At 73.5% G+C, this 16327-nt stretch carries 27 protein-coding genes and 1 pseudogene; all 28 read left to right on the forward strand.

All coding sequences use genetic code 11. From position 1 onward, the window contains the following. Positions 1 to 276 precede the first annotated feature (276 nt). The 28 genes and pseudogenes from ACFOWE_RS17900 (at position 277) to ACFOWE_RS18035 (ending at position 16209) form a co-directional block, all read left to right on the forward strand. A complete protein-coding gene (locus tag ACFOWE_RS17900) occupies positions 277 to 765 on the forward strand; it encodes a hypothetical protein (RefSeq protein ID WP_377289191.1) in 489 nt (162 codons plus the stop codon). Between the two features lie 168 nt (positions 766 to 933). Then, positions 934 to 1254 (forward strand): hypothetical protein, encoded by a 321-nt coding sequence (locus ACFOWE_RS17905; RefSeq protein ID WP_377289193.1) that lies wholly within the window; start codon positions 934 to 936, stop codon positions 1252 to 1254. Between the two features lie 36 nt (positions 1255 to 1290). Further along, positions 1291 to 1545 carry a hypothetical protein gene (locus ACFOWE_RS17910; RefSeq protein WP_377289195.1) on the forward strand — a complete coding sequence of 85 codons (255 nt, stop codon included), beginning with the start codon at positions 1291 to 1293 and terminating at the stop codon, positions 1543 to 1545. Between the two features lie 72 nt (positions 1546 to 1617). After that, positions 1618 to 1947 (forward strand): hypothetical protein, encoded by a 330-nt coding sequence (locus ACFOWE_RS17915; RefSeq protein WP_377289197.1) that lies wholly within the window; start codon positions 1618 to 1620, stop codon positions 1945 to 1947. After that, positions 1944 to 2390, forward strand: a complete 447-nt coding sequence (locus ACFOWE_RS17920; RefSeq protein WP_377289199.1) for a hypothetical protein — start codon at positions 1944 to 1946, stop codon at positions 2388 to 2390. The genes ACFOWE_RS17915 and ACFOWE_RS17920 overlap by 4 nt, the downstream gene beginning before the upstream one ends. Before the next feature lie 27 nt (positions 2391 to 2417). Then, positions 2418 to 2798: a hypothetical protein gene (locus ACFOWE_RS17925; RefSeq protein ID WP_377289201.1), complete on the forward strand. Its 381-nt coding sequence runs from the start codon at positions 2418 to 2420 to the stop codon at positions 2796 to 2798. Beyond that, positions 2795 to 3391 (forward strand): hypothetical protein, encoded by a 597-nt coding sequence (locus tag ACFOWE_RS17930; RefSeq protein ID WP_377289203.1) that lies wholly within the window; start codon positions 2795 to 2797, stop codon positions 3389 to 3391. The genes ACFOWE_RS17925 and ACFOWE_RS17930 overlap by 4 nt, the downstream gene beginning before the upstream one ends. A gap of 130 nt (positions 3392 to 3521) precedes the next feature. Continuing rightward, positions 3522 to 3764, forward strand: a complete 243-nt coding sequence (locus ACFOWE_RS17935; RefSeq protein WP_377289205.1) for a hypothetical protein — start codon at positions 3522 to 3524, stop codon at positions 3762 to 3764. Positions 3765 to 3891: 127 nt separating this feature from the next. Beyond that, entirely contained in the window at positions 3892 to 4200 is a 309-nt protein-coding gene (locus tag ACFOWE_RS17940; RefSeq protein WP_377289206.1) for a hypothetical protein, read from the forward strand. 14 nt (positions 4201 to 4214) lie between these two features. Further along, a complete protein-coding gene (locus tag ACFOWE_RS17945) occupies positions 4215 to 4556 on the forward strand; it encodes a hypothetical protein (RefSeq protein ID WP_377289208.1) in 342 nt (113 codons plus the stop codon). A gap of 16 nt (positions 4557 to 4572) precedes the next feature. Further along, entirely contained in the window at positions 4573 to 5100 is a 528-nt protein-coding gene (locus tag ACFOWE_RS17950) for a hypothetical protein (RefSeq protein ID WP_377289210.1), read from the forward strand. Beyond that, on the forward strand, positions 5084 to 5374 hold the full coding sequence (locus tag ACFOWE_RS17955; protein ID WP_377289212.1) for a hypothetical protein: 291 nt from the start codon (positions 5084 to 5086) through the stop codon (positions 5372 to 5374). Before ACFOWE_RS17950 ends, ACFOWE_RS17955 begins: the two co-directional genes overlap by 17 nt. Before the next feature lie 110 nt (positions 5375 to 5484). Beyond that, positions 5485 to 5721, forward strand: coding sequence for a hypothetical protein (locus ACFOWE_RS17960; protein WP_377289214.1), 237 nt, complete (start codon positions 5485 to 5487; stop codon positions 5719 to 5721). Positions 5722 to 6206: 485 nt separating this feature from the next. After that, a pseudogene (dnaN, locus tag ACFOWE_RS17965) lies at positions 6207 to 7334 on the forward strand (DNA polymerase III subunit beta); the annotation flags it as partial. Positions 7335 to 7496: 162 nt separating this feature from the next. Next, positions 7497 to 8603: a ParB/RepB/Spo0J family partition protein gene (locus ACFOWE_RS17970; protein ID WP_377289216.1), complete on the forward strand. Its 1107-nt coding sequence runs from the start codon at positions 7497 to 7499 to the stop codon at positions 8601 to 8603. A gap of 86 nt (positions 8604 to 8689) precedes the next feature. Beyond that, positions 8690 to 9034, forward strand: coding sequence for a hypothetical protein (locus tag ACFOWE_RS17975; protein WP_377289218.1), 345 nt, complete (start codon positions 8690 to 8692; stop codon positions 9032 to 9034). A gap of 58 nt (positions 9035 to 9092) precedes the next feature. Continuing rightward, the gene (locus ACFOWE_RS17980; protein WP_377289220.1) at positions 9093 to 9461 is read left to right on the forward strand and encodes a hypothetical protein; all 369 of its coding nucleotides are present in this window, start codon (positions 9093 to 9095) and stop codon (positions 9459 to 9461) included. 89 nt (positions 9462 to 9550) lie between these two features. Then, positions 9551 to 9838 (forward strand): hypothetical protein, encoded by a 288-nt coding sequence (locus tag ACFOWE_RS17985; protein ID WP_377289221.1) that lies wholly within the window; start codon positions 9551 to 9553, stop codon positions 9836 to 9838. A gap of 2 nt (positions 9839 to 9840) precedes the next feature. Beyond that, positions 9841 to 10392: a hypothetical protein gene (locus tag ACFOWE_RS17990; RefSeq protein WP_377289223.1), complete on the forward strand. Its 552-nt coding sequence runs from the start codon at positions 9841 to 9843 to the stop codon at positions 10390 to 10392. A 115-nt stretch (positions 10393 to 10507) separates the two neighbouring features. Beyond that, positions 10508 to 11023, forward strand: a complete 516-nt coding sequence (locus tag ACFOWE_RS17995; protein ID WP_377289225.1) for a hypothetical protein — start codon at positions 10508 to 10510, stop codon at positions 11021 to 11023. Next, the gene (locus ACFOWE_RS18000; RefSeq protein WP_377289374.1) at positions 11020 to 11631 is read left to right on the forward strand and encodes a DUF4192 family protein; all 612 of its coding nucleotides are present in this window, start codon (positions 11020 to 11022) and stop codon (positions 11629 to 11631) included. Before ACFOWE_RS17995 ends, ACFOWE_RS18000 begins: the two co-directional genes overlap by 4 nt. Before the next feature lie 19 nt (positions 11632 to 11650). Continuing rightward, a complete protein-coding gene (locus ACFOWE_RS18005; protein ID WP_377289227.1) occupies positions 11651 to 12157 on the forward strand; it encodes a DUF6349 family protein in 507 nt (168 codons plus the stop codon). A gap of 85 nt (positions 12158 to 12242) precedes the next feature. Then, positions 12243 to 12704 carry a DUF6349 family protein gene (locus tag ACFOWE_RS18010; protein ID WP_377289229.1) on the forward strand — a complete coding sequence of 154 codons (462 nt, stop codon included), beginning with the start codon at positions 12243 to 12245 and terminating at the stop codon, positions 12702 to 12704. Positions 12705 to 12719: 15 nt separating this feature from the next. Further along, positions 12720 to 13235 (forward strand): hypothetical protein, encoded by a 516-nt coding sequence (locus ACFOWE_RS18015; RefSeq protein WP_377289231.1) that lies wholly within the window; start codon positions 12720 to 12722, stop codon positions 13233 to 13235. Then, a complete protein-coding gene (locus ACFOWE_RS18020; protein ID WP_377289233.1) occupies positions 13232 to 14080 on the forward strand; it encodes a hypothetical protein in 849 nt (282 codons plus the stop codon). Before ACFOWE_RS18015 ends, ACFOWE_RS18020 begins: the two co-directional genes overlap by 4 nt. Before the next feature lie 193 nt (positions 14081 to 14273). Further along, on the forward strand, positions 14274 to 14465 hold the full coding sequence (locus ACFOWE_RS18025; RefSeq protein WP_377289235.1) for a hypothetical protein: 192 nt from the start codon (positions 14274 to 14276) through the stop codon (positions 14463 to 14465). A gap of 53 nt (positions 14466 to 14518) precedes the next feature. Continuing rightward, entirely contained in the window at positions 14519 to 15022 is a 504-nt protein-coding gene (locus ACFOWE_RS18030; RefSeq protein ID WP_377289237.1) for a hypothetical protein, read from the forward strand. Beyond that, positions 15019 to 16209, forward strand: coding sequence for a DUF3560 domain-containing protein (locus ACFOWE_RS18035; RefSeq protein ID WP_377289239.1), 1191 nt, complete (start codon positions 15019 to 15021; stop codon positions 16207 to 16209). Before ACFOWE_RS18030 ends, ACFOWE_RS18035 begins: the two co-directional genes overlap by 4 nt. Positions 16210 to 16327: the final 118 nt, after the last annotated feature.

Raw genomic sequence — 16327 nt, forward strand, 5'->3', positions numbered from 1 at the left:
GGACCTGCCAGGTTCCCGTCCCGGACATCACGGCAAGATCTTCAGTGATCTCCTAGCCCGGTCCCGCCCCTGGGAGGGGTCGTGAGCACGCCCAGAGGGCCGCAGACGGCCCGGCAGGGGCTGGGCCTCCTGAAGGGGGGCGCGGGGTGGGGCGGCGCGACGGAAAGGGGAGCCGCAGGGGCCGCTCCGTCAGGTCCGGGTCCCCGGTGGGTGCGGAGGATGACGGGAATCCCCAACCAGGTTGCTGCCTCGCCAATAGCGTGCGATTGTTTGGTTATGAGTAGGGATGAGGCGGCCGCGTCGGTGGCGCTGGACGGGCTGCGCGCAGCACTCAAGGGCGCGCAGCAGGCGAAGGAGGGCGTGGAGCAGGCGGTGGTGGACGCCCGCCACGTCGAGACCACCTGGCAGCGGATCGCCGACGAGCTCGGTGTCGCCCAGCCGGCGGCGGTCCGCAAGTACAAGCCGCTGATCGCGCAGCGGGCGGGCGTCGACCGCTGGAGCGGCGAGGCTGACCGGCAGACGCCGGCGGCCGTCGCGGTGCGGCACGCCCGCGAGGCGCTGGAGAAGGCCGAGGACGGCATCGTGTACGCGGTGGCCGCGGCCCGCAGTGCTGAGGCCACCTGGGACGAGATCGCGGATGTCCTGGGCGTGCACCAGCCGAACGCGGTCGCCAAGTACGGGCCGTTGCTGAGGACGCAGGTGGTGGTGGACGAGGAGGCGCTGGCGGAGGCGCGCGAGCGCAGGCGTAGCCGCGGCGAGAAGTAGCCGCCCTGCCGTTGGTGCCCCCGTGCCGGACCGGCACGGGGGCACTGCTGTGCCCGGCCTGTGACCTGCGATTTCACCGCTATTTCCCGCCCGATCCCCTTACTAGCAAGATCGTATTTAAATACAATGAAGTTATAGAAGTTCGCGCCACCCCACCAGGAGGACACCGTGATCGCCGCCGCCCGCCTCGCCAGCGTTACCGCCCGCCGCGACAAGGTCGTCGCCGAGCTGCGCGCCTACCAGCAGGCGCGCGCCGACTACATCGCCGGCACCGGCGGACCGAAGGCCATCGAGGACGCCCGGAGCATCGCCACCGCGGTCGTCGGCCGCTACCTGCTCGACCTCGCCGACCTCATCGCCGACGAGCGGGCCGACGACGCCACCACGATGCGCGCGATGGCCGCCCTCCTGCAGCACAAGAAGACGATCACCCCGCGCGAGCTGACCGACCAGGCCGACCTCGCCGAGCGACTCGCCCGCCTCGCCTGAACCCCTTCACCTCCACCCGACCGGAAAGGAACCGCCATGCCCGTCAGCACCGGCACCCACGTCTGCTCCCGCGCGCAGGCCGAACAGCTCGTCGACGACCTCACCGCCGCGTTCGGCGGCCGCCCGGGCGACTTCGTCCTCATGGACGAGGGGTTCGACGACCGCCAGTGGACGATCGTCGGCGAGGCGTTCGACGAGTGGACGGTCCGCGTCGAGGGCCGCGTCACCCCGCCCCCCGGGACGTTCCTGGAGCCCGTCACCTACTGCCAGCTGGCCATCTGCCTCATCTGACCACCGGCCGGGCCGCCGGTGGCATGCCCGCCGGCGGCCCGGCCCCGCTGCGACCGAAGGGAACCCACCACGATGTCCCAGACACCGGACCCCGTCCCGTCCGCCGCGCCGCCCGCCCCGGCCGCGCCGCCCTGCTACGACCCGGCCGTCACCGAAGCCGACCTGCGCCGCCGCATCCGCGCCCAGATCGGCCGCTACGTCCTGGCCGGCCACGGCATCCGCCGGGCCACGATCGAGACGGCCAAGGACTTCAAGCGCGAGGCCCTCGCCAAGGGCTGGCCACTCCAGCTCGCCAACGCCGGAGGTGACTTCGCCGCGCGCGTCGGCGCCGAATGGGCGGCCGAGCTGGTCGCCGCCGAGCTGGCCGCCGAGCGGGAGAGGGAAGCGAGGGCCGCCCGGTGACCGCGAGCGTCTACCTGTCCTGCCCGGAGCACACGAACTGGCGGATGTGCGAGGACGACCTGAGGTTCACCGTCGAGTCCGCCGCCGAGGCCCGCGCCCTGCACGCGCTGCGCTACCCGGGCACGACCGCGCGCAAGGTCGCCCGCGTCGTCCTGGGCTGCGAGATCGGCGGCTGCAGCACGCAGGTGTCCGTCGCGGCCGGCACCGTCACCGCCGCCCGCGCGGCGATGGCGCAGCACAACTACGGCTGGTACACCGCGCGCCGCGCCGGCGGCCGCCTCGTCGACGGCTGCCAGTGGCACCTGGGCTCCTGCTGCGTCCACCACGCCCGGCGCCCCAGCCCGACGCTCGACCCGGCCGCGATCCTGCCCGGCGACCCCGGCTGGCCCGGCGCGACGACCGAACCCGCCCAGCTCGACCTGCTGACCCTCCTGGCGGCGTGACCGCCACCGGCAACGAAGGGAACCCGAATGATCGACATCAGTACGACCGGCCACCCGACCGCGGCCCGCAGGCGGCAGAGCCGCGCCGTGCTCGCCCTGGCCGACCTGCTCGGCGAGGACCTGCCCGAACTGGACTGGTACGCGCCGGTCGACGGGGCGGCGATCTCGCTCCTGCGGGGCGTCCCCGCCAGCCGGCGCGACCCCGCCCGGCCGGCCGCGCCGGTGCCGGTGGTCACCGCCGACCGGGTCCGCCGGGTCGACACCTGGGCTGCGTTCCTGCGCGTCGACCCCGTCTGGGAGCCGATGCGGCACGGCGGCGAGTACTGCGCGACCGGCTGGCACCTGGGCGTGAAGGTCACCGTCCGCGCGTGGCTGCTCAGCGACCCGACGGGAGGCCGGGAGCAGTGAGCGCCGACATCGCGAAGCGGCAGGAGGCCGCCGCCTTCGCCCTGGCCGACCTCGCCGGGCGGGGCCTGCCGGTGTGCCGGTGGCAGATCAGCGAGGACACCGGGACGCTGGTCGGCGTCCACCAGCCGTCCCGGTCCACCCCGGTGGAGCGGGTGGGCGCCGTCCGGGTGTGGGCGGACCTGGTGGGGGCCGACCCGGTGTGGGAGCCGTGGGGGCAGACGCCGGGCGGCTGGTACCTGGTCCGGTGCCGGCACCTGGAGGCCCGGGTCGAGGTGCGCACCTGGCTGCTCACTGGCCCGGAAGGGGGGACGGCGGTGAGCGGCCGGATCCCGCGGCCCGTCGACGTCGACCCGGCCGCCCTGCAGCGCGGTCACATCGTCCGCGTCACCGGCCCGGACGTCCCGGCTGAGCGCGCCGTCTACGGCGTGGTGCGCGGCACCAGGCGCTACCCGTCGGGGTCGTGGCGGATCCGGTGGGACGCCGCCGGCGGCGCCGGGTCCAGCGGGCCCGGCACGGGGATCGTGCACCTGCGGCGCGGCGAGCCGGCGCCGTGCATCCGGCGGGCCGACTGGCGCCGCCCGGCGGGGAGCTGACCTCAGGGAAGGCGTCGCGGCCCGCGCTGATTTCCTGCGTTTTCCCAGGTCAATCCCTGTACTGGCTAGATCATAGATTGCTATGATCTAGATATACACAAAGCGCCATCAACCAAGAAAGGCGACCGTCATGAACCTCATGAACGCCCTCCCGCGCGCCCCGCGCGCCCTCCTGTTCCGCGAGGAGTACGCCGAGCTGCGCGTCCAGGCCGAGCGGCTCCACGAGCGCATCCCCTTCGGCGCGGTCACCGCCTTCATCGCAGAGGGCGCGAAGGACGCCGGCGACACCCCCGGGAGCCCGGACTGGAAGCTGCGGATCGCGGCCAAGGCGGACGCGCTCCTGGCGGCGGACCCGGCCGACCTGGACATCTGACCGGCGGGGGCGGCGGCCGCCCGGCCGCCCGGCCGCCGCCCCGGCCTACGCGAGCTGACCTCCCTGCGGCGGGAGGCCGCCCGGCCGCCCGGCCTCCCGCCCCCGTCGAGTACGAAGGAGAAAACCCGTGATCCCCTGCATCAAGCCCGGCCTCGACCACGTCCACTGGACCCTTCACCCCGCCCGCCGGTACACCCTGGAGGCGTCCTGCGCGGGCGTCGGCCACATCCTCCCCGCCGGCGGCGGCGACAGCCGCCTGGCCATGCTGGGCGACCTCGTCCTGTGCGGGCCGGGCGGCCCGCACACGCCCGACGTCGTCAGCGAGGGCCAGGCGCTCACCGAGATGCTCGACGCCCTGCCCAGCGGCCCCGCCGCCCGGGAGCTGCGCGACGAGCTCGTCTCCCGCCTGCTGCACATCACCCGCGCGGCGGCCTGAGAAGGGGCGGCCAGGTGAACGCCCACTGCCTGCGCTGCGGGCGCCCCTTCCGCTCACCGAAGACGGACTTGTACGGCCGCCGCTGCGCATCACGCCTGCGCGCGGCGGCCAGCGTCACCCGCCTCGACGACTACAGCGAGGCCCAGATCGCCAAAGCACGCGAGGCGATCGAGCAGGGCGGCGTCATCGCGACCCGGCGCCCCCGCCTGTGGACCGCCGTCAGCAGCGACGGCTCCACCACGTACCTGGCCGCCCGGGAGGCCTGCACCTGCCCGGCCGGGGCCCGCGGCGTCCGGTGCTACCACCGGGCCGCCGTAGCCATCCTGACCACCGCCCGCACCCTGCGCGCGGCCTGACAGAGACGGAGAAGCCGTGACCGGCATCGACGAATTCCACGCCCTCGCCCGGCGCACCGCCGAAAGCAACCGGGCCGAGCTCTTCGCGGAACTCGACGGCATCGACCTCGCCGAAGACGAGCGCCTGTTTGTGTGCGGCGTCGCCTGGGACGGCGGCACCGACGAGCTGCTGTCCCTGCTCCGGAAGGTCCGCGCCGGCGAGCAGGAACTGCCCGTCTCCCCGGCCGGCCAGGAGTACGACGCCCGCGCTGAGCGGCTGCGCGCGGCGGCCGCCGCCCTGATGGAGCCCGCCAACGACGACACCAAGCGGGTCGTCGTCGAGATGATCCGCCGCAACCGGGAGAAGGTCGCCGAAGGCGGCTGGCCGGGTATGCCGATCGGCTGGCTGTCGGTGCGGTGCACGCCGTCGCTGCACGAGCTCATCGACGAGGGCCGGGCCGAGCTGGTCACCGTCACCAAACGCGGCAAGCTGCCCGGCAGCGGCCGGGTCGAGTACGCGTACGTGCGGCTCACCGAGGAGGTGCCCGGTGCTTCCGAGCAGTGACCGGTGGGCGGCCGAGCGCGCCGCCGAGCTGGCCGCCGCGCACGAGCTGACGCCGCAGCGCTGCCTGGACCTGCTGCTGGAGCTCGCCGACCGGGGCGGCATCACGGTCGCCTACTGGGACCGGGACGACACCGACCTGGACGAGCGGCCCCTGACCGACGAGGAGTGGGCCCGGGTGGAGGGAACGCCCGCCTGGGGCGTCCTCACGGACGTCGCGTACGAGGCGGTCAGCGACGCCATCAGCGACGCCATCGCGGAGGCCGGCATCCGGTAGGTCCCGCCGATATTTCCGCAGCTCATCCCGCCAAATCCTGTACGTCCATAGTTGTAGTGAATTATGATGATGTTATAAGCAAGAAGATCCACCCCACCAAGGAGGCTGAGATGTCCGACCTGCTGCTTATCCGCCCCGAGTACACCGAGCTGCGCAACCAGGCCGACCGGCTGATCGACGCGAAGGTTCCCGGCGCCCTGATCGACGAGTACGTCACCGACTGCATCGCACTCCCCGGCGCCGACACCACCGACCCGGCCTGGCAGCTGAGGATCACGCAGCTGGCCAACGACCTGCTCTCGGCCGACCCCGCCGAGTGGGCCGCCTACGCCGGGCTCACCGAGTGATCCCCGCGGGGGCGGGGGGCCCGCAGCCTTCCGCCCCCGCCCGGCACCCCTGCTCCACGCCCCAGCACGACCCTGCCGTACCCACCGAGGCCGCCCTCCCGGGCGGCCGTCCCGCTTCCCGACATCGAGGAGTTCCCATGTCCGCCACCGCCACGAAGACCGACGCCGAGACCGGCGCCCCCGAGACCAGCGGCGCCCCCGAGGCGCAGCCCGGCAAGGCGCGGACCTCCAGGGCCGGTGCCGCCCCGAAGGCGCGGGTCGAGGAGGCACCCAAGGAGACCAAGAAGGAGGCCAAGGAGGTGCCGCCGAAGGCCCCCAGGACGCCGAAGGCCGTGAAGGCGCGGGCCCCGAAGGCGCCGAAGGCCGACGTCGCCGAGGCCAGCACCGCCCCCGAGGCGCGGACCTCCAGGACCGGTGCCGCCCCGAAGGCGCGGGTCGAGGAGGCGCCCAAGGTCGAGGAGACGCCGAAGGCCGAGAAGGCCGGTCTCACTTTCAGCGTCGACCGCGCGGGTTTCGCCGCCGCCATCGCCTGGACGGCCCGCACCCTGCCGTCCCGCCCGTCGGTGCCGGTGCTGGCCGGCTTGCGCCTCGACCTCGCCGGAGGAGAGTTGAAGCTGTCCAGCTTCGACTACGAGGTGTCGGCCGAGGCCGCCGTCCCCATCGACTCCGACGCCACCGCGTCCCTGCTGGTGCCGGGCCGGCTCCTGGCCGAGATCGTCAACGCGCTGCCCGCTGACCGGGTCGAGTTCGCCGTCGACGGCGCCAAGGTCGTCATCACCTGCGGCGCGGCCCGGTTCACGCTGCTGACCATGCCGGTGGAGGACTACCCGACGCTGCCCGAGATGCCGCCGCTGGCCGGCCGCGTCGACGCCGCCGCCTTCGCTGCGGCCGTCGCCCAGGTCGCCGTCGCGGCCGGGCGCGACGACACGCTGCCCATGCTGGCCGGCATCCACATGGCGATCGACGGGGAGCGGATCGAGCTGGCGGCGACCGACCGCTACCGGGTCGCCGCCCGGGAGCTGTCCTGGCAGCCGCCGTCGCCGGACTACAAGGCGACGTTCCTGATCCCGGCCAAGACGCTGGTCACCGCCGCCAAGGCCCTGTCGTCCGCAGGCGAGACGGAGATCGTCGTTCCCGACCCGAGCGGCCCCGACCAGGGGATGATCGGCTTCGCGGGTGCGGGCCGCCGGGCCACGACCCGGCTTCTGGACCCGGCGTTCCCCAAGTACCGCTCACTGTTCCCCACCGAGCTGCCGCTGCAGGTGGACCTGCCGGCCGAGGCGCTGACGGGAGCGATCAAGCGGGTCGCGCTGGTCGCCGAGAGCAAGACGCCGATCGTGCTGACGTTCAGCGCCGGCCAGGTGGCGATCGAGGCCGGTACCGGGGACACGGCGCAGGGCGTCGAGGTGCTCGCCGTCGACTGGGCCGGGGAGGAGTTCCGGATCGCGTACAACCACGCCTTCCTGCTCGACGGGCTCGGCGCGGCCGGTGCGCCCGTGGTCCGGTTGAGGATCACCACTCCGACGAAGCCGTCGCTCATGGTGGGCGTCGCCGACGGGGAGCCGGTCCCCGGGTACGAGTACCTACTCATGCCGATCCGGATCTCCAGCTGACGTGCGCAGGATGCCCGCCCGGGGCGACCCGGGCGGGCATCCGCCGTGTAGCCCTCGTATTTCCGTAGGTCAAACCCGCGAAATCCCTGTACTACAAGATTGATAGCTGTATATGATGATGTTATAAGAAAACGACTTTTCCCCACCATCCAAGGAGGACCGATGGCCACCGCCAAGCCCGCCACCAAGGCCGCCCGCACGACCGCCGACGACGAGACCCCGAAGAAGATCATGAAGATGGTTCCGGTCAGCAAGATCGACCGCGACCCCGGCCAGCCGCGCGAGCACTTCGACGAGGCCAAGCTGAACGAGCTGGCGGCGTCCATGAAGGCCCTCGGCCAGCTGCAGTCCGTCACCGTCCGGTACAACCCGGAGACGAAGCGGCACACCCTGGTCATGGGAGAGCGCCGGTGGCGGGCCGCGCAGATCGCCGGCATCACCGAGCTGCGCGCCGAAGTCCTGTACGGCGTGCCCGACGGCGACCCGCAGACCCTCGCCCGCGCCGTCGCCGAGAACGTCGCCCGCGCCGATATGACGCCGATGGAGGAGGCCAAGGGCTTCCAGAAGCTCGTCGACCTCGGCTACCCGATCGAAGAGGTCGCCGTCATGTGCGGCAAAAGCGAAGCGTACGTCGGCTGGCGCATCGACCTGCTCAAGCTCGCCGTCCCCGTGCAGGAGGCGCTGATCAAGGGCCACCTGCCGGTCGGTCTCGCCTGGTACGTCGCCAACCTGTCCGCCGACAACCAGCAGCGCTTCCTGGGCCGGTGGACGCGCGGCGAGTTCGCCACCACCCGCGACGCCGAAGCGTTCGCGCAGGCATGCCGGCAGGCGGAGGAGGAGCGGGCCGCGCAGGGCTCGTTCTTCGTCCTCGCCGAAGGCGTCGAGGAGGCCGCCCGGGCGGTCGGCGCACGCGGCCAGGATCGGCTGTTCGGCGAGGTCGACCTGCCGTCCGAGGAGCGCGAGCGCATCGCGGCCGCCCGCAAGCAGCTCACCGGGAAGATCGAGCGGCTGGGCACGGCGGGAGCGATCCTCTCGGAGCTCGCGACGACGGACCCGGGCGAGCTCGCGCTGCTGCTGGCCGGCGCCCCGGGCGGCATCGCCGCCCAGAAGCTGCGCATCGAGCACCTGAGGGAGGTCTCGATGAAGGCCGCCAAGACGCTGCGCGAGGCCCAGGCCGTCGCCGCCGTCCGCGCCGGCGCCCTGCAGGTCGACCCGGAGCTGGCCGCCGCCCCCGCCGACGCCTCCTCCCACACCCACAGTGCTGCCTAAATCATAGGCGGCTACAGAAAAGCTCGCCCTGTGGATGTGGCCCGCCGCCCGGCGGGCCACCCGCCCCACCACCCGAGGAGGACCCCGTGAACCGTGACCGGCTCGTCGCCACCCCCAGCGCGGACGCCAACGCCTACCTTGCCTCCGGCCTGGCCGCCGTCCGCGCTGAGCTCGCCGCCGAGGACGCCCGCGCCGCCTGGCTGCGCGCGGAGGACCGCAAGAACGAGCTGGACGGCTGGCGCGGCAGCGCCGAAGCCGCCCAGCGCGCCGCCCGCGCCTACGACGAGCAGCGGCACGCCCTGACCGCCGTCCAGCACACGGCGCGCCGCGCCAGGGCGGCCGCCCTGACCGGCGACCCGCGCGCCACCGCCGCCGTCGACGCCGAGCTCGCCGCGGCGCGAGCCGACCGCCGGCCCCGCAGCCGTTCGTGAGCCACCGCCCCCGGAGCGCCCGCCCCGGGGGACCGCCCACCGCAGGAAGGAGTCCGCCATGGCCGGATCCGCCCAGCGGATCACCGTGACCCGCCGCGTCTACCTGGTGTCCTGCATGGGCCACCTGTGGCAGTGGCCGGTCGACCCGATCAGCAACGCCCGCGTGGCCGCCCTGCTGTGCGGCATCCGCGCCGGCGTCGTCGACGCCCGCGTGGAGGTGTTCACCCGCACGGAGACGGCCACCGCCTGCTCCTGGTGCCGGGCCCGGCCGCGCGCCTGGGAACGCGACTACGACGGCTTAGTCGAGCTGGTCGAGTGCGGGGCCCCGCAGTGCCGGGCAGCCCGCCGCGCCGCCTGCGAAGGCCTGATCGCGCCGCCGCCCCACGTGACGGCCCGCGTCGCGGCATGGGCACCGGCGACCGCCTGACCGCCACGACCCCCACAGCGCCCCTCAGCCGCGTTCAGCGGCCCGTACCCCCCACCCCACCCACCACGACCTACGAGGAGGTCACAGACGTGATCAGCCCGCCTTCCGGGAACCTGCCCGCCCCACCGATCGGAGGGTTCCGGGCGCGCGTCCCCGGCCCGCGGCCGCTCGCCCACCAGATCGGCCGGCGCGTGTTCTGCCTCGGCTGCCTGCCGCCGACCGGCGCGCAGCGGCTCGCCGACGAGGGAGCAGAAGTCGGCGACGTCCACCCGTGGACGGTCGACCTGTGGCCGGGCGAGAAGGACCTGCGCTGCGACGTGTGCGGCGACGTCCTGCTGCAGGCCCCCGCCGACGAAGACGACGACGAGGAGGAATGACCATGTCCGAGGTAGAGGACGGGTTCGCGACGATGTTCGACCTGGGCCAGGTGCTGGCCGGTGCGGAGGCGGCCGCCGCGGCCGACCCGGGCGCGGCCATCGCGGTCGCGGTCGACGGCACCCGGCTGCGGTTCACCGCAGGCAGCCCGGCGGTCATCGCGTCGCTGGAGTGCGAGCGGCCGCCGGCCGGGGAGACGACGTACATGCCGCTGGAGCCGCTGACGCGGCGGCCGGGCCGCTGCGACCCGTCGCCGCTGGAGTTCCTGCGGGAGCTGCGCGCCAGCGGCTGCCGGCGCGTGCAGTACACGCGCAGCGTCCGCGTGACCGGCGGCTGGGTCACGACCGGCAACTCGTGGATCGAGAAGCGGCAGCCGCCGTACGACGGGCCGGACCGGTTCATGGTGCTGTCCATGTCGCGGACGCACTGCATCGTGCTGGACCTGGAGACGGGGCTCGGCTATCGGGAGGCGCCCGGGAAGGCGGCGCTGCAGGCGGGCCGGGCGACGATGCAGGTGATCTGCGACCGGCTCAACGCGGAGGCGCCGCGGCCCTGACCTCTCAGCGCTTTCAGGCGTTCTACCAGCGAAAACACTGTACTAACAAGATCATAGATTGATATGATCTAGATATAGATCCTGTTCTCCACCCCACCCACCAGGAGGCGTCAGCATGCCCGCAACCAGCACCACCCTGATCCCCGTCACCCTGCAGCGCGCCCAATGGAAGCTGATCATCAGCGGCATCCGGCACGCCGTGTTCTGCTTCGACGGACCGGGCTGGTGCTGGTGCCCGGACACCGGCGACGACGACATCTGCGACGACTGCGCCACGCGCGAGTGCCGCGCCTACGAGTACCGCGACCTGGCCGGCGACATCGCCCGCAGGCTCGGCGGCTCCCGCGGCCTGGTCACCCTCGCCCTGTCCGCGTCGACCTGGACGATGCTCGCCACCGCCCTCACCGAGGGCGCCGACCACACCGCCGACAACCTCGGCGCGGACTGCGTCTACTTCTCCACCGAGCACACCGGCCGCGTGTGCGACGACTGCCGGTACGCCGCCCGCACCGCCCAGGTGGCCCGCGCGCACGCCGCCCGCATCACCCGCCGCGTCAAGCAGGCCACCGCCCGCCCGGCCCGCGCCCCGCGCGCCCCGCGCGGCACCCGCGCCCGCACCGTCCGCCACTGACCGCCCCGGCCGGGGCGGGCGCGCGCCCGCCCCGGTCCTCGAGAAAGCGACACACGATAATGCACAGCGACCTGCTCGCCTACTGCCGCGCCCTGCGCGCCCGCATCCACGCCAACGGCAACCGGCCCGACCTGGCCTTCCAGCTCACCGCGGAGAACACCACCCGCCTGGACCGCCTGGCGGCCGGCCTCCTGCCCGACGACGAGATGGTGATGCTCGGCATCGCCGCGAACATCCCCCAGGTGCGCGATCTGGCGATGGCGGCCATCACCCCGAAGGCCGCCCGCGACCAGGCCCGCCTCTGGACCAGCGTCGGCGAGTTCCTGCACCCGGCGTTCGTCACGCCGGCCGCGTTCCTCGCCGGATACGCCTGCGCCGTCAGCGGCGACCTGTGGGATGGCCTGGTCGCCGCCGAGCTCGCCCTGGCCTGCGACGCGCACTTCGAGTTGGCGCACCTGCTCGACAGGTTCCTGCGCGAGGGCAGGCCGGTGCCGCCCGCCGAGTTCCTCACCGCGGGCATGTCCGGCCGGCGGCCCGCTGCCGACTGGCTGGCGCCCCTCGCCTCCCGCCTCGACCCGGCCCTGCGGGCCGACGCCCGCCTGAACTGACGAAAGGAGCCCCGCGGCCATGCCCGCTACCCGCACCGCGCTGTCCGTCTCCACCACCCACCCCGACCCAGGCCCGCCCGGCGGTCACTGCCGGGTCACCGTCCTGTCCTGGCACGTCCAGGCCAGCGAAGACGCCCCGGAGACCGTCGCCGACCCCGGCTACCACCTGCGGTACCGCTCGCACTGCGGCGGCCGCGACTCCGAGGGGCCGATCCGCTCCCGCGAGAACGAGGCCGTCGAGGACGGCTGCGACCACGCCTACCCGGGCTGGCGGGAGCTGCCCGTCATGGAGAAGCGCCCCTACGAGGGCGCCCCGCTGAGGCGCTGGGAAGCCGAATGCCGGCGCGTCTACCCGGCCGGATGGTTCGACCGGCAGGGCCCGGTGCGTGATTACCGGACGGCGGGAGGCACCCGGCACGTGCCCGGCTACGCGCCCGGCGGCGGCTACTGCATGGCCGTCGTGCGCCGGGAGCCCACCCACCCCGCGCCCGCGCCCGCCGCCGTGCAGGACGCTCTGTTCACCTGACCCGCCCCCCGGAGGCCGCCCGCCCCGCACCCCCCGGGGCGGCCCCCGGCCCGCGATCACCCGAGACCGGAAGGAGCAGCACACCGTGACCAGCGACCAGCGGCCACCCGGAGACGACTGCCGCGCCAGCGTCCGCTCCTGGCTCACGCAGCCCGGCGAGCCCGCCCCGCCGACCGTCGCCCACCCCGACCGGCCGGGCCGCTACCGCGCCACCTGCCCGGCCTGCGGCCATAAGGGGCCCGTCCGCTCCAGCGCGAACGAAGCCGTCGAGGACGGCTGCGACCACGCCTACCCGGGCTGGCGCGAGCTGCCCGTCGTCGTGCCGCGCCCCTTCAAGGAGACGCACCGGCCCCGCTGGGAGGCCGACTGCCGCGCCGCCTACCCGCCCGGATGGTTCGACCGGGAGGGCCCGGTGCGCGAGTACCGCGGCGGCGGCGGCATGCGTCACGTGCCCGGCCTGGCGCCCGGCGGCGGCTACTGCATGGCCGTCGCCGGCGGCTGCCGGCCGGCCGCCCCGCCCGCCCCCGACCAGCCGGCCCTGTTCTGATCAGGAGGTACGAGCATGCCGATCCACCTGCCCGCCCCCCGGCGCGACCCGCGCGGCCCCGACGGCCAGGGCTGGAACCGCATGGCCATCAGCTGGGGCGCCATCTACCCGGCGCAGTGCGCGCTGCAGCCCCTGACCCCGACGAAGCTGTTCGAGTCGTACGACACCCGGCGCGCCGCCTGGGGCGGGTTCGGCCCCTGCGTGCGCGACGGCGACTGCACGGCCTGCCTGGTCGCCCGGCCGCGCCGGCGCCTGGAGTCGTTCACCGAGCGCGTCCTGGTGCGCGTCCTCGAGCGCGACGGCCGCACCGAATACCACGTCATGAACCGCCCGGAGCAGGGGTGGGCCTCCCGGTCGATGACCTGGACGCTGCCGGACCTGGCGGTCGTCGACGGCTGGACGTGGGACGGCCTGCACGCCGACGAGAACGGCGGCGGGTTCTGGCTGCGCGCCACCCGCCCGCCCGAGGACCACGGCGTCTTCGGCATCTACGGCTCCGCCCCCGCCCGTGAAGGAAGGACACCCCAGTGAAGATCCCCGACGACATCCTGGCCGTGCTGGCCGACCCGCGCACCGTCATCGAAGGCGACCGGGTGCAGATCCCGTTCGAGCTCGGCCGGCCGCTGTACGAGCGCGTCAACAAGCTCCTCAAGGAGATGGGCGGGCGGTGGGACGGCCGCAAGGCGGTCCGCGCCCACGTCTTCCCCCACCCGGTCGAGCACATGATGCGGCACGCGCTGCTCGCCGGCGAGTACGTGTCCCGCTACGACACGGGATGGTTCCCGACGCCGCCGGACGTGGCGGAGGAGATCCTCACGCTGGCAGGGATCACCGAGAAGTGCCCGGGCCTGACCGTCCTGGAGCCGTCCGCCGGCACCGGCGCCCTGGCCGGGCCCGCCGCGGCGCGCGGCGCGATCGTCGACTGCGTCGAACTCGACGAGCACCGCGCCGCCGTCCTGGCCGAGCACTGCCGCCCCAACCGGGTCGTGCGCGGTGACTTCCTCACCGACGTCGCCCCGCTCGACTACGAGACCGGATTCAAGCGGGTCATCATGAACCCGCCGTTCCACGACGCGGTCGCGCACGTCAACCACGCGCTCGGGTTCCTCGGCGACGACGCGCTGCTCGTCGCCGTCATGCCCGACGGGATCCGCTGGCGCAGCGACCGGGCGCACACCGAGCTGCGGCAGCTCGTCGAAGACAGCGGCGGCGAGCTGATCAAGCTGCCGGACGACGCGTTCGAGCCGTCCGGCGCCCGCGTCCGCACCTCCCTGGTCTACATCCCGACGTACCGGGGTGACGGCGTCGTCCGCAACCACAGCTGGCACCAGCGCCAGCCCCGCCAGCTGTCGTTCGAGGACCTGCTCGCGGCCTGAACCCGGCGCGGGCGCGGAGCTGACCGGCGAGAAGATCCGCCCAGCACGCGGGGGACAGCCCGCCGCCTGCTACCTGCTTTGACCTGCGAAAACTCCGGGAATCCCTCCTCAACTCCCGTGCTAGCTGATCGCTAGAATGCTATGATGATGTTATAAGAACAAGAAGTTGCCACTCAGTCCGGAAGGAACCGCGATGGCCAAGAACATGCTCCAGGGAAGCCGCGTCAAGGGCATCCACCACTACCGCGACGAGCGCAACGCCGACGGCGGCTCCCGGCACCTCCGGCACGCCAACCGCTACGCCGAGAACCGCCTGTGGAAGGCCGAGGCGGACAAGGAGCTGGCCGAGGCCAGGGAAGCCGCCGATCCGGGCTCTCCCGCGTGACGACCCCGCCGCCCCGGCGGCCCGACCCGCCCGCCCCACCGGAAGGAACGACCATGGGTGACGCGACCGGCCTGCCCGCCGGGCGGCCCCGCATCCGCATCGTCCACACCCGCCAGGACGGAACCCGCATCAAGGGCAGCGTGCCCGGCGACGGCGTCCTCGGCATCGTCCGCCACCACGGGTTCATGTTCTTCCGGTCCGCCGACGAGATCGGCATCCGCCGGTCGGCCGGGCGCACCGCGAAACTCGGGAAGATCAACGCGGCGGCGGAGGCGCTGCGCTCCGCCGGGTTCACCGTCGAGGTCGACATCAGCGTCGACGACGCGCTGTGCATCGTCCACACCCGCGCCGAAGGCACCCGCCTGCTCGGCACCGTCCGCGGAGACGGCGCGTGGGAGGTCGTCCGCGACCTGGGTTTCTTCGCCTCCCGCTACACCGGCGTCTTCGTCCGCCGCTCCAAGGGCGCCCCTGACCGCCGGCTCATCGACGCGGCCGCGCAGGCGCTGCGCGACGCCGGATACGCCGTCAACGTCAACATCAAGGAGGGGTCAGCGTGACCACCGACCAGACCGCCGCGGCCGCCAGCCCGGCCGGCGGCAAGACCATCCGGATCGTCCACACCCGCGCCGAAGGCACCCGCCTGCTCGGCACCGTCCGCGGAGACGGCGTGTGGGAGGTCGTCCGCACGCGCGGGTTCCGCTCGTCCCGGACCGTCGGCCTGTACGTCCCGCACTCCCGGGACAAGGCCGCCAAGAGCTGGGTCATCGAGAATGCGGCCGCCGGGCTGCGCGAGGCCGGCTTCACCGTCGAGATCGAGATCGACAACGTCACGCAGGGCCGGTCGTTCGCCGACGCCGAAGCCGACCGGAACTTCTGGGCCGAGGAGCGCGCCTACCGGTACAGCGAGCGCGCCGAGCGCAACGCCGCGGCCGGCAGCGCCCGCTGGGAACGGACCCGGGACCGGATGAGCCACGTCCCGCCCGGGCAGCCGATCCTCGTCGGCCACCACAGCGAGCGGGGGCACCGCCGCCTGCTCGACTGGGCGGACACCCAGGACCGCAAGGCGATCGAGGAGCTGAAGACGGGCGAGCACTGGGCGGGCCGCGCCGCCGCGGCCGAGCGCTACCAGCAGCACCGGGAAGACCCCGGCACGACGCGGCGGCGCATCGAGCGGCTGGAGGCCGACCGGCGGCGCATCGAGCGCTGGCTGCAGGACAAGCCGACGAAGGAGATCGAGGCCGGTCAGGAGCTGCCCGACGGCGCCGAGGTGGTGCAGACCTACGACGACGGCTCCCGCTGGTGCCGGCTGCCGCTCGACGAGCAGACGAAGGCCCGCTGGGAGGCGGACGTCGCCGCGATCGACGACGAGCTCGGCTACTGGCGGGCCGTCCTGGCCAAGGCCGAGGCGCGCGGCGTGAAGCTGTGGAGCAAGGCGGACTTCGCCAAGGGCGATTTCGTGATCTACTACGGGGACGCGGTCGAGGTCGTGCGGGTCAACGCCAAGAGCGTGACGATCCCGTGGTCGCACTACTGGGTGGCCACGCCGGGCGGGCCGGTGCGGACGGTCGCGCAGTGCCAGGAGAGGCACCGCAGCGGCGGCCGCATGTACACCGACACGGTCCCGTACGACAAGGTGCGGGGGAAGGTGACGGCCGCCGAGCTGGCAGGCCTCGACCCGGCGCAGGTGAAGAAGCTGATCGCCGAGAAGATCCGGGAGGCGCGCGGCGGACAGCCCGCCGCCTGAAACTGGCCCTCACCTGCGAAAACTCCCGGAATTCCTCGCCGATTCCCATGCTATCAAATCAGTAGACTGCTATGATTATGGTATAAGAACAAGGAGTTTACGCCCCACCCGGAAGGAG

This window comes from Planomonospora corallina (genome assembly GCF_042650625.1).
GTDB classification, from domain to species: Bacteria; Actinomycetota; Actinomycetes; order Streptosporangiales; family Streptosporangiaceae; genus Planomonospora_B; species Planomonospora_B corallina.